Consider the following 12,466-nt stretch of genomic DNA (forward strand, 5'->3'; position numbering starts at 1 on the left):
AAGCGAGGGTTACCATGATAACGTCGAATAAAAATTACTTTATCAGCTGTCTGTTTTTCCTGTTTTTCTTTATAGGCTGGGGATGCTGCTACCCCTATTTATCACTGTGGTTAACGGAAACCATCGGTATTAACTACACGGACGTCGGTCTGGTTTATTCTTTCACTGCCATTGTGGCCGTCTGCGTTCAGCCATTATTCGGTTTTATATCGGATAAGCTGGTGTATCGTAAGAATCTGATGTGGATGCTGGCGATCATTATCACCTTATTCGCTCCATACTGGATCTATGTCTTCGCGCCTCTGTTAAAAATAAATGTGTTCCTCGGCGCGCTGGCTGGCGGCCTCTATATTGGCATGGCCTACGGCGCAGGCTGCGGGATTTGCGAAGCCTACATCGATAAGGTCAGCCGCGCCTCCGGCTTCGAATTTGGTCGGGCGCGGATGTTCGGCGGCATCGGCGCCGCGATCGGCACCTTTGCGGCAGGAAAGCTCTACGGCATCGATCAGAACATGATTTTCTGGCTGGCCAGCGCAGCAGGCGTCTGCCTGCTGGTGATTGTCTGGAAAATGCAGATCAGCACCCATCAAAAGCAGGGGCTGCTGTCCGGCAAAACGTCGCCGGTTACCCTCCGCGATGCCGTCTCGTTGTTAAAAATTAAAAAATTCTGGTTCTTCGCCCTCTATGTCATTGGCGTCGGGGCGGTCTATGAAACCTATGACCAGCAGTTCGCTATCTACTACAGCCATTTCTTTGAGAGTAAAGCCCGGGGTGCAGAAGTCTTCGGTTATTTAACCACGGGTCAGATTTTCCTTGATGCCATCGTGATGTTCTTTGCGCCATGGTTTGTGAATAAAATCGGCCCGAAAAATGCGCTGTTATACTGCGGGCTGATTATGAGCTTGCGCATTATCGGTTCCGCGTGGGCTATTGGCCCGGTATCCATCAGCCTGATTAAACTACTCCATGGATTTGAAAGCTCGGTGTTACTCGTCGCGGCGCTTAAATATATTACCGCTAACTTTAACCCCCTGCTTTCCGCGACGGTTTACTTAATTGGCTTCCAGTTTTCAAAAAGCTTTAGCTCTATTTTTCTCTCCACCGGCATCGGCCATATGTACCAGAGCATGGGCTTTACCAGCAGCTATATTGTGCTCGGCAGTATCGCCCTGTGCTTCACGCTCATTTCGTTTATCACGCTGGATAAAGCGCGTGTCTTCTCTCCACAACCCGTGCCCGCGAATTAATGTCAGGAGGTAGTCTGCATGTCTCAGTTATTTTATGGCGTGGCGTATTACGATGAATATATGCCGGAAGATCGGCTGGCCAGCGATATCGCCTTAATGCGCGAAACCGGCATTAACGTGGTGCGTATCGCCGAGTCCACCTGGAGTACGCTGGAGCCTGAAGAGGGCCAGTACAATTTCTACCATATCGACCGGGTGCTCGAGGCGATGCATGAGGCCGGCATTGCGGTCATCGTCGGGACGCCCACCTACGCGGTACCGGCCTGGCTGGCGGCGAAACATCCCGATATTCTGGTCACCACCGTCGCGGGGCAGCAAAAATATGGTCCGCGGCAGATCATGGATATCGTCAACCCGACCTTTCGCCGCTATGCCGAAAAAATTATCCGCACGCTGATGGCCCATGTGCAACACCATCCGGCGATTATCGGCTGGCAACTGGATAACGAAACCAAGCATTACGACAATATTGGCCGCTATATGCAGGAGGGCTTCGTGCGCAGCCTGCAGGAGAAATATCCAGACCTCCGACAACTGAATCACGATTTCGGTCTGGATTACTGGAGCAACCGCATTGACCGCTGGCAGGATTTTCCGCCGGTGGAAAACACCATCAACGCCAGCCTCGCCTGCGCCTTCTCCCGCTATCAGCGCCAGCAGGTCACCGAGTATCTGGCCTGGCAGGCGGAGATTGTGCGCGAGTACGCCCAACCGCACCAGTTCGTCACCCACAACTTCGATTTTGAATGGCGCGGTTACTCTTACGGCGTGCAGCCGCGGGTCGACCATTTTGCGGCGGCGCAGGCGCTGGATGTCGCCGGCGTCGATATCTATCACCCGAGCCAGGCACACCTGACCGGGCGGGAAATCGCCTTTGGCGGCGCCATCACCCGCTCGCTTAAGCCGGGCCAGAACTACTTCGTGCTGGAAACCCAGGCGCAGGGCTTCGCCCAGTGGACTCCCTACCCGGGCCAGCTGCGCCTGCAGGCGTTCAGCCATATCGCCTCCGGCGCCGCCATGGTCTCCTACTGGCACTGGCATTCGATTCATAACGCCTTCGAAACCTACTGGAAGGGGCTGCTCAGCCACGACTTCTCGCGTAACCCGACCTGGCAGGAGGCCACCACTATCGGGGCTGACTTTGCCCGCCTGTCGCCGCAGCTGGCGGAGCTGAAGGCCGAAAACGACGTTGCGCTGCTGATAAGCAATGAGGCAATGGACGCCCTCAATCACTTCCGTCCTGGCGATGCCGAGGGCAACATTTATAACGATATCTTTCGCCGCTTCCACGATGCGCTGTATGACCACAATATCAGCTTCGACATCATCCACGATGTAAACGAGGAAACCTCGCGCTACCGAGTGCTGATCGTTCCCGGCCTGTACGCTGCCGATGATGGCCTGCTGGCGCGTATCAATCACTATATCGCCGAGGGCGGCAGAGCGCTTATCGGCTTTAAATCGGGCTTTAGCGATGAAAACGTCAAGGTACGCCGCAGCGCGCAGCCTGGGATCCTGCGGCAGAGCTGCGGCGTCAGCTACAGCCAGTTCACCCTGCCGGAAGGGACGACGGTAAGCTCTTGCTGTGCAGAGATTGATTGCCGCAATGACAATCAGGCTGAGCTGTGGATGGAATTGCTGACGCCCGATGATGGGACCCGCACCTTGCTGCGCTATCAGCATCCGGCATGGGGCGAATACGCCGCCGCCACCGAAGCGGATTATGGCCGGGGACGAGCGATGTATGTTGGCTTCCTGCCGCAGAAGGGATTGATTAGCCAGCTGTTTGATGTACTAACCGCCGATCTCGCATTGCGCTCGCGCACTTCCGCCTATCGCTTCCCATTAGTGGTCAAAAAAATGCGTAATCGCGCCGGGAAAACCACCCACTTCCTGTTCAATTACTCCGGCGAGACGCTGGAATTTGTCAGCGAGACCGCGGGTAGCGCGCTGCTGAGCGGGGAGACAGTATACGTCGGCCAGCCGTTGCGCCTCAGGGCCTGGGAATTTACTATCATCGAAAGCTAACGACGCGGCGGCGCTCAGGTGGGAGAGAGAATGGAACTGGATATAAATGAGCTACTCAATTTCTCGCCATTGATGAAGACCTTTACCTTCAATGCCTGGGTCGTCGCAGGCTTCACGCCGATTACCCGCGGCTCCACGCTGGACTACTACATTAACCGCCCGCAGGGGATGAAAGGTTACATCATTAATCTGACCCTGCGCGGCCAGGCGCGGGCGAAGGCGGGCGATGGCTTCCTTCTGTGCCGGGAAAACGATCTGCTGCTGTTTCCTCCCGGGGTGCCCCATCACTACGGCAGGGACGAGCACAGCGAGTATTGGGACCATCTGTGGATCTACTTTATCCCCCGCCCCTACTGGATAGACTGGCTAAAGTGGGACCAAACCACTCACGGTATCGGCAAAACAACCATTAACGATCCCGAACAGCTCCAGCAGCTGCGCGATCTGTTCTACGAAGTGATACGCCATCACTCGGCATCCGCGCCGCTGTCGGAAGCGCTGGCGATGAACGCCCTGGAAAGATTGATCCTTCACTGTTTTCAGCGACAGCCCATCAGCAACCGTCACGCCCACGACCCACGGATTAACGCCGTCTGCGACTACCTCAACGCCCATATTGCGCAGGAGGTAAAAATCGAGACCCTGGCGGCGATGGTATTTATCTCCCCTTCACGTCTGGCGCACCTTTTCAAAAATGAACTGGGGCAAACGGTTTATGCATGGCGGGAAACGCAACGCATCAACCGCGCCAGGTGGCTTATTCAGAGCACCTCGCTCCCGCTTAACAAAATTGCTTTATCGGTAGGCTACAGCGATCCGGTCTATTTCACCCGCTTGTTTCGTAAACATAACGGTATTCCACCGGGCGAATATCGCAAACGCTATGCGGAAATGAAGGGCTAAAAACATCAACGGCTCCCATCGGGAGCCGTCTTTTACCTACTACGTACTGCTACGTTTCAGGTTATGCCATCTCAGTTTGCAGACGCAACACCTGACGATTGACTTCGGACATCACTGACAGATGCAGCTTGTCCTTGACCTTCGGGATAAGGATTTTGCCCTTATCAAATTCAAATGCGCCAACGTCCTTGATGTACAACCGTCCACGAAACAGGATCTTCACGTACTTCGCCACTTGCAGCGGATTGTAGCGTTGGAAAATTTTCATTCTTCTCTCCTGCCAGGGTTACGCTCCTGTGGTGCCACAGTTAGCCCACGTATCGGGAGCGCAAATTTTAATGCCCTAAAACTATAGTCCAGAATCTCAGAGGGACCCAGTATGTATAAGTTTATTTACCCTTTGATGACAATAATTCAGAATTTTCGTTTCAGACATACGATGAAGTAAGTATAAGTCGCCGTTTTTCGACTAATTTGTGCGTCAACACGCAAACTGGCATCCTCATTGCGGGTAATCACCACCAATCGCACTTATGATTAAACGAGACCAAGTGGTCGGATCACCTGCACAAAAAATGATTAAGGAAACCGTATGACCCTACGTAGCATACTGGCCGCCTCGTTACTCCTCGTGCCGCTGCTGGCCTCAGCGCATAACTTTGTCGATGGCCAGCGCGTGGCGCCGGTCGGCGTCGCGGATCGGGGCGAATTAATTCTGGATAATGATAAGTTTAGCTATAAAAACTGGAATAGCTCGCAGCTGGCGGGAAAAGTGCGCGTCGTCCAGCACATCGCCGGACGCTCGTCAGCAAAAGAGAAAAATGCCAATCTGATCGAGGCGATTAAAGCGGCGGGCTTCCCGCACGATCGCTATCAGACCACCACCATCGTCAATACCGACGATGCCATCCCGGGCACCGGTATGTTTGTGCGCAACAGTATCGAAAGCAATAAAAAGCTCTTCCCATGGTCGCAATTTATCGTCGACAGCAATGGATTGGTGCGAAAAGCCTGGCAGCTGGACGAGAAGAGCTCGGCGATTGTGGTGCTGGATAAGAGCGGGCGCATCCAGTGGGCCAAAGACGGCGCGCTCACTCAGCAAGAGGTGCAGCAGGTGATCGACCTGCTGCATAAATTGCTTAATAAATAGAGACCCGGAAGCCGGGATTGAGGAAGGATTCACGCGGCGTGTAGTCGAGGGTTTTGCCCTGCCAGTCGTGAACATGCGCCCCGGCGGCGACCGCGACAGCATGGCCGGCGGCAGTGTCCCAGGTGCTGGTCGGCCCGAAGCGCGGATAGAGCTGGGCCTGGCCTTCCGCCACCAGGCAGAACTTCAGCGAGGAGCCGATGGAAGTGGTCTGGTGCTCGCCCAGCTGCTCAAGGTACTCCTGCAGCTCCGGATCGTTGCCATGGGAGCGGCTGATCACCACCAGCGGTGGACGGGCATCGCGGACCTGGATCTGCTTGCGCACGCCGCACTCTTCTTTCCAGGCTTTGCCTTTTTCCGCGCTGTACATCACCTTCATCACCGGCGCATAGACCACGCCCAGCGTCGGCTTGCCGTTTTCAATCAGCGCGATATTAACGGTGAACTCGCCGTTACGCTTAATAAATTCTTTGGTGCCGTCCAGCGGGTCGACCAGCCAGTAGCGCTGCCAGTGCTGGCGCACTTCCCAGGCCGGCGGGTCCTCTTCCGACAGAATGGGAATGGTGGCATCCAGCGCCTGCAGGCCGCTGACAATGACTTTATGCGCCGCGATATCCGCCGCCGTGACCGGAGAATCATCTTTCTTGCTGGCGACGTTGATCGGCTGGTTTCCATCGTAAACTTCCATGATGGCATCGCCCGCGTTCCGTGCAAGCTGACATACTTGTTCTAACATTCTCCACCTCGTCTGGTTACAGTGGCGTTAACTTGTTGTTTTATTTATATCGCATCACCGCAAGTTCCGCTATCTGTGATAACGATGGCGGTTTCTCTGCCCGCTTTTCTGGCAAGATTCACATTTCTGTAAGCAACAGAATATAAATACATTTTCTTCTGTGCTATCGCTCATAAAAAAGGACGCCTCTGATGATTAAGTTTAGCGCAACGCTCCTGGCCACGCTGATCGCCGCCAGCGTCAACGCCGCAACGGTCGACCTGCGGATCATGGAAACCACCGATCTGCACAGCAATATGATGGACTTTGACTATTACAAAGATGCCGCCACGGAGAAATTCGGCCTGGTGCGTACCGCCACCCTGATTGAACAGGCGCGGGCAGAAGCGAAAAACAGCGTACTGGTGGATAACGGGGATGTCATCCAGGGGAGCCCGCTGGGCGACTACATGGCCGCCAAGGGACTGAAAGAGGGCGATGTTCATCCGGTGTATAAGGCGATGAATACCCTGAATTATGCCGTCGGCAACCTGGGCAACCATGAATTCAACTATGGCCTCGACTTCCTGCACAAGGCGCTAGCCGGGGCGAAATTCCCCTACGTGAACGCCAATATCATCGATGCCAAAACCGGCAAACCGCTGTTCACCCCGTACCTGATCAAGGATACCCCGGTTCAGGACAGCGCAGGTCAATCCCACACCCTGCGCATCGGCTATATCGGCTTTGTGCCGCCGCAGATCATGACCTGGGATAAAGCCAATCTTAGCGGCAAAGTGACGGTCAACGACATTACCGAAACCGCGCGCAAATATATCCCGGAGATGCGGGCGAAAGGGGCTGATGTGGTGGTAGTGGTCGCTCACTCCGGCCTCTCCGCCGACCCGTATCAGGCGATGGCCGAGAACTCAGTCTACTACTTAAGCCAGGTGCCCGGCGTTGACGCCATCATGTTCGGCCACGCCCACGCGGTATTCCCAGGCAAAGACTTCGCCACCATTAAAGGCGCGGATATCGCCAGAGGGACGCTGAACGGCGTACCGGCGGTGATGCCGGGAATGTGGGGCGATCATCTCGGGGTGGTCGATCTGGTGCTGAACAACGACAGCGGCAAATGGCAGGTGACTCAGAGTAAAGCGGAAGCACGGCCAATCTACGACGCGGTGGCGAAGAAATCGCTGGCGGACGAAGACGGTAAGCTGGTGGCGGTGCTGAAAGCCGATCACGACGCTACTCGCGAGTTCGTCAGTAAGCCGATCGGCAAGTCCGCCGACAACATGTACAGCTATCTGGCGCTGGTGCAGGACGACCCGACGGTGCAGGTAGTCAACATGGCGCAGAAAGCCTACGTTGAACACTACATTCAGGGCGACCCGGATCTGGCGAAACTACCGGTACTCTCCGCTGCCGCGCCGTTTAAAGTCGGCGGGCGTAAAAACGATCCGGCGAGCTTCGTGGAAGTGGAAAAAGGCCAGCTTACCTTCCGCAACGCCGCCGACCTCTATCTCTACCCGAACACCCTGGTGGTGATGAAGGTCAGCGGGAAGGAGGTCAAGGAGTGGCTGGAGTGCTCCGCCGGGCAGTTTAACCAGATTGACCCGACCAGCAGCAAGCCGCAGTCGCTGATCAACTGGGACGGCTTCCGCACCTATAATTTCGACGTGATTGACGGGGTGAACTACCAGATCGACGTCACTCAGCCGGCCCGCTACGACGGCGAATGTCAGATGATCCATCCGCAGGCAGAGCGTATTAAGCACCTGACCTTCAACGGCAAACCGGTCGATCCGCAGGCCACTTTCCTGGTCGCCACCAATAACTATCGCGCGTACGGCGGTAAATTCGCTGGCACCGGCGAAAGCCATATCGCCTTCGCCTCACCGGATGAAAACCGTTCAGTGCTGGCGGCGTGGATTGGCGCGCAATCGAAGAAGGATGGCGCGATCCATCCGGCGGCGGATAACAACTGGCGTCTGGCGCCGATCCACAGTAAGACGCCGCTGGATATCCGTTTTGAGACCTCGCCTGGCGACAAAGCCGCGGCGTTTATCAAAGAGAAAGCCCAGTATCCGATGCGTCAGGTGGCCACCGATGATATCGGCTTCGCCATTTATCAGCTGGATTTGAGTCAGTAATCCCTGTTCCCCGGTGGCGCTGCGCTTACCGGGGTTACAAACCGGAGCTGACGAGTAGCCCGGATAAGGCGCCAGCCGCTATCCGGAAATATCTCCCCGGTGGCGCTGCGCTTACCGGGGCTACAAACCGGAGCTGATGGGTAGCCCGGATAAGGCGCCAGCCGCTATCCGGGAACATCTCCCCGGTGGCGCTGCGCTTACCGGGGCTACAGGGAGTGATACATTTTCACTCCTCGTGGCTAGCCAGCACCGCCGGCAGATTAACCTCGATCCAGTCCGCCAGGGCCGCCACCTTCTCGCTCACCTGCAGGCCGAGCGGCGTCAGGCTATATTCAACGTGCGGCGGCACCACCGGATAAGAGACGCGGTCGATAAAACCATCCTGCTCCAGGGCCTGCAGCGACTGCGCCAGCATCTTTTCGCTGACTCCGCCCATTTTGCGCCGCAGATCGCTGAAGCGATGAGTTCCTTCGCGCAGCGCCACCAGAATCAACACGCCCCAGCGGCTGGTGACATGTTTAAGCACATCGCGCGACGGGCACTGTTCCGCAAACAAATTGCCATTGCGCAGTTTCTCGCTCAGCGTCGGTTCGGCCATTTTCACACTTACCTTTTTGTACGTACTTACTAAAAGTTAGTTAAGGTGTTAGCTTACCACAACTGCCACTAAACACGAAGGAGAAGACTAATGATCGCTCTTACCGGTGCCACCGGCCAGCTTGGCCACTACGTTCTGCAAGACCTGCTTAAAACCGTCCCTGCCGGCCAGATTGTGGCGATTGTCCGCAACCCGGCCAAAGCCCAGACTCTCAGCCAGCAGGGCGTTGTCGTCCGCCAGGCCGACTATAGCGACGAAGCGGCGCTGACCGCCGCGCTGCAGGGCGTGGATAAACTGCTGTTAATCTCCTCCAGCGAAGTCGGCCAGCGCGCCGTACAGCACCGCAACGTCATCAACGCCGCCAAAGCCGCTGGGGTGAAGTTCATCGCCTACACCAGCCTGCTGCACGCCGACACTTCGCCGCTGGGCCTGGCCGCAGAGCATATTGCAACTGAGCAGATGCTGGCCGACTCGGGTATCGCTTACGCCCTGCTGCGTAACGGCTGGTATACTGAAAACTATCTGGCCAGCGCGCCGCCGGCGCTGGAGCACGGCGTGTTTATCGGCGCCGCCGGCGAAGGTAAAATTGCCTCCGCTACCCGCGCAGATTATGCCGCCGCGGCCGCCCGCGTTATCGCCGGTGAAGGCCATGCAGGGAAAGTTTATGAACTGGCGGGTGATAACGCCTGGACGCTGAGCGACCTGGCTGCTGAGCTGAGCAAGCAAAGCGGTAAAAACGTGGTCTACCAAAATCTCAGCGAAGCCGACTTCGTCGCCGCGCTGAAAAGCGTCGGCCTGCCGGCGGGTCTGGCCGATATGCTGGCAGACTCCGACGTCGGCGCCTCGAAAGGCGGGCTGTTTGACGACAGCCGCACCCTGAGTACGTTGATCGGCCGTCCGACCACCTCCCTTGCCGAAAGCGTGAAAGGCATTCTGTAACCGCCCCTCTCAGCTTTTGCGGTTGCGTCCCGGCGGTTCCTCTCTCATATTGAAGAGATTAATCGTCGGGAGGCAGGCATGCAGGGCGTACCACCCCAATTTAGTGATGAAAAAGATCGCGCGCGCTTTCGCCATCTCGAACAGCTGCCCGGGGTAGAGCTTTACCACGCCCATATCTCCCGCTACGCCTTTGAACCCCATACCCACGAAGCTTTCGGCATTGGCGTGATTGAGCAGGGCGCCGAGCGCTTTCGCTACCGCGGCAGTCAGCACATCGCCGCCGCCAATGCCATTGTCACCATGAATCCCGACGAGCTGCACACCGGCGAAGCGGAAACCGCCGACGGCTGGCGCTACCGGATGATTTATCTGGAGCCCGACCGTCTGGAAGCCATCACCGGGGTGCGCGACTGGTGGTTCAGCGAGGTGGTTCGCGAGGATCCCCTGCGGTCCCGGCGGATTGGCCAGCTGATTTACGGTCTGTGGCACAGCGAAGATGCGCTGGCCCAGCAGGGAATGCTGCTCGACCTCATCGACGCCTTTCGCCCTCTGGCCCACCATGCCTCGGCGCAGGGTGAGGCCGGGCATCGCTTCGACCGCGTGCGCGACTACCTGCATGATAACTATATGCGCCCCATCACCCTCGACGAGCTGGCGCAGGTGGCGGCGCTGAGCCCGTACCACTTTCAGCGCCAGTTTAAAGCCCACTATCACGTAACGCCCCATCAGATGCTGATGGCCATCCGCCTGTGGCGCGCCAAAGCGTTTCTCACCCACGGCATGCCCGCCGCCGAAGTGGCGATAGCCGTCGGCCTCACCGACCAGTCTCACCTGACCCGCACCTTCACCCAGCGTTACGGCATTACGCCGGTACGCTATCAGAAGCAGGTCGCCAGGCGCTGATGCGCAATCTCATACAATATTCCCGCCCGGCCTCCTTCTACACTGCAGACAACAGTGATGACAATGGATGCAATGATGATTAGTGGTGTGTTGTACGCCCTGCTGGCGGGGCTGATGTGGGGTTTAATTTTCGTCGGGCCTTTGCTGGTGCCAGAGTATCCGGCGATGCTGCAGTCGATGGGACGCTATCTGGCGCTGGGTCTGATCGCCCTGCCGCTGGCATGGCTCGGGCGCGCGCGTTTGCGCCAGCTGAGCCGGAACGACTGGTGGACCGCGCTGGGTCTGACGATGATGGGAAATCTTATCTATTACGTCTGCCTGGCCAGCGCCATTCAGCGTACCGGGGCGCCGGTCTCCACCATGATTATCGGCACGCTGCCGGTGGTATTGCCGGTCTTCGCCAATCTGCTCTACAGCCAGCGCGACGGAAAGCTGCCATGGCGGCGCCTGTTTCCGGCGCTGGTCTGCATCGCCGTCGGCCTGATCTGCGTTAACGTCGCGGAACTGCGCCAGGGGCTGCCTGATTTTAGCCCGTGGCGCTACGGCTCCGGCATTGCGCTGGCGCTGGGGTCGGTGGTCTGCTGGGCCTGGTATGCCCTGCGCAACGCCCGCTGGCTTCGGGAGAACCCGCATCAACCGCCGATGATGTGGGCTACCGCTCAGGCGCTGGTGACGCTTCCGGTTTCGCTGGCCGGCTATCTCGCCGCCTGCGCCTGGCTGCACGGTCAGCAGGCCGGGTTCCCACTGCCCTTCGGCCCGCGCCCGGCGGTGTTTATTACGCTGATGCTGGCCATCGCGGTGCTCTGCTCATGGGTCGGCGCGCTGTGCTGGAATATTGCCAGTCAACGATTACCGACGGTGATCCTCGGGCCGCTTATCGTTTTCGAAACCCTGGCCGGGCTTCTGTATACCTTTCTGTTGCGGCAAAGTTTACCGCCGCTGCTGACCCTGAGCGGTATCCTGCTGCTGGTGCTCGGCGTGGTCTCCGCCGTCCGCGCCAGGCCGGAAAAACCGACGTTGCAACCGCTGACGAACGAAAAAAAGTAGCCGGGCCCTATTAAGGGGTATTCCCTCGCCATAAAGATGCATTTAAAATACATCTTATATTCCTGATGACGAGGTAACTGCTATGGCTTTCCGTGACCAACCTTTAGGCGAGCTGGCGCTGACCATCCCGCGCGCCTCCGCCCTGTTCCGTCAATACGATATGGATTACTGCTGCGGCGGCAAACAGACGCTGGCGCGCGCCGCATCGCGCAAAGCGCTGGATGTCGCGGTGATTGAGGCCGAGCTGGAGAAACTGGCCGGGGAGCCTATCACCCGCGACTGGCGCGCGGCGCCTCTGGCGGAGATCATCGACCATATCATCGTTCGCTATCATGACCGGCACCGCGAACAGCTGCCGGAGCTGATCCTGCAGGCCACCAAGGTTGAACGGGTCCACGCCGATAAACCGAATGTGCCGAAAGGTCTGACGAAGTACCTGACCATGCTGCAGCAGGAGCTCTCCAGCCACATGATGAAAGAGGAGCAGATCCTGTTTCCGATGATCAAACAGGGGATGGGCGCCCAGGCCGGGGGCCCGATCGGCGTAATGGAAAGCGAGCATGATGAAGCGGGCGAACTGCTGGAGGTAATCAAACATATCACCCATAACGTGACGCCGCCGCCGGAAGCCTGCACCACCTGGAAGGCAATGTATAACGGTATCAACGAGATGATCGACGATCTGATGGAGCACATCAGTCTGGAAAATAACGTGCTGTTCCCGCGTGCCCTCGCCGGTCAGTAAAGAAAAAGGCGCCCGCAAGCGCCCTCGACATTGTCCGT

At 57.4% G+C, this 12,466-nt stretch carries 12 protein-coding genes; 9 read left to right on the forward strand and 3 right to left on the reverse strand.

The features are described from left to right. The first annotated feature begins 14 nt into the window (after positions 1-14). The 3 genes from GT756_RS22710 to araC are packed head-to-tail and all read left to right on the forward strand — an operon-like array spanning position 15 to position 4,178. On the forward strand, positions 15-1,247 hold the full coding sequence (locus tag GT756_RS22710; protein WP_032456891.1) for an oligosaccharide MFS transporter: 1,233 nt from the start codon (positions 15-17) through the stop codon (positions 1,245-1,247). Between the two features lie 18 nt (positions 1,248-1,265). After that, entirely contained in the window at positions 1,266-3,275 is a 2,010-nt protein-coding gene (locus GT756_RS22715; protein WP_151629295.1) for a beta-galactosidase, read from the forward strand. A 30-nt stretch (positions 3,276-3,305) separates the two neighbouring features. Beyond that, the gene (araC, locus tag GT756_RS22720; RefSeq protein WP_004206480.1) at positions 3,306-4,178 is read left to right on the forward strand and encodes an arabinose operon transcriptional regulator AraC; all 873 of its coding nucleotides are present in this window, start codon (positions 3,306-3,308) and stop codon (positions 4,176-4,178) included. 61 nt (positions 4,179-4,239) lie between these two features. On the opposite strand, the gene GT756_RS22725 is transcribed toward araC, so the two are convergent. Beyond that, positions 4,240-4,446: a DUF1107 domain-containing protein gene (locus GT756_RS22725; protein ID WP_002886707.1), complete on the reverse strand. Its 207-nt coding sequence runs from the start codon at positions 4,444-4,446 to the stop codon at positions 4,240-4,242. A 324-nt stretch (positions 4,447-4,770) separates the two neighbouring features. Between GT756_RS22725 and GT756_RS22730 the strand changes: the two genes are divergently transcribed. Further along, entirely contained in the window at positions 4,771-5,328 is a 558-nt protein-coding gene (locus GT756_RS22730) for a YtfJ family protein (protein WP_004206478.1), read from the forward strand. Here GT756_RS22730 and cysQ read toward each other — a convergent pair. Beyond that, complete coding sequence (cysQ, locus tag GT756_RS22735; RefSeq protein WP_017900585.1) at positions 5,318-6,061, reverse strand: 3'(2'),5'-bisphosphate nucleotidase CysQ; 744 nt, start codon at positions 6,059-6,061, stop codon at positions 5,318-5,320. The two genes, GT756_RS22730 and cysQ, sit on opposite strands and share 11 nt — an antisense overlap. Before the next feature lie 191 nt (positions 6,062-6,252). Between cysQ and cpdB the strand changes: the two genes are divergently transcribed. Beyond that, complete coding sequence (gene cpdB / locus GT756_RS22740) at positions 6,253-8,196, forward strand: 2',3'-cyclic-nucleotide 2'-phosphodiesterase (protein WP_108433169.1); 1,944 nt, start codon at positions 6,253-6,255, stop codon at positions 8,194-8,196. 226 nt (positions 8,197-8,422) lie between these two features. Here cpdB and GT756_RS22745 read toward each other — a convergent pair whose 3' ends face one another. Continuing rightward, the gene (locus tag GT756_RS22745) at positions 8,423-8,794 is read right to left on the reverse strand and encodes a helix-turn-helix domain-containing protein (protein WP_004206475.1); all 372 of its coding nucleotides are present in this window, start codon (positions 8,792-8,794) and stop codon (positions 8,423-8,425) included. A 90-nt stretch (positions 8,795-8,884) separates the two neighbouring features. On the opposite strand from GT756_RS22745, the gene GT756_RS22750 reads away from it, so the two are divergent. From GT756_RS22750 to ytfE, 4 genes are all read left to right on the forward strand, one after another. Next, on the forward strand, positions 8,885-9,733 hold the full coding sequence (locus GT756_RS22750; protein ID WP_017900587.1) for an SDR family oxidoreductase: 849 nt from the start codon (positions 8,885-8,887) through the stop codon (positions 9,731-9,733). Positions 9,734-9,811: 78 nt separating this feature from the next. Further along, positions 9,812-10,636, forward strand: coding sequence for an AraC family transcriptional regulator (locus GT756_RS22755; RefSeq protein WP_048294052.1), 825 nt, complete (start codon positions 9,812-9,814; stop codon positions 10,634-10,636). A 75-nt stretch (positions 10,637-10,711) separates the two neighbouring features. Beyond that, positions 10,712-11,683 carry a DMT family transporter gene (locus GT756_RS22760; RefSeq protein ID WP_004206472.1) on the forward strand — a complete coding sequence of 324 codons (972 nt, stop codon included), beginning with the start codon at positions 10,712-10,714 and terminating at the stop codon, positions 11,681-11,683. Between the two features lie 82 nt (positions 11,684-11,765). Continuing rightward, positions 11,766-12,428, forward strand: a complete 663-nt coding sequence (gene ytfE / locus GT756_RS22765; RefSeq protein ID WP_004206471.1) for an iron-sulfur cluster repair protein YtfE — start codon at positions 11,766-11,768, stop codon at positions 12,426-12,428. The last annotated feature ends 38 nt before the right edge of the window (positions 12,429-12,466 follow it).

The sequence above is a fragment of the Klebsiella sp. Q2 genome (assembly GCF_009900705.1).
Taxonomy (GTDB): Bacteria; Pseudomonadota; Gammaproteobacteria; order Enterobacterales; family Enterobacteriaceae; genus Klebsiella; species Klebsiella quasipneumoniae.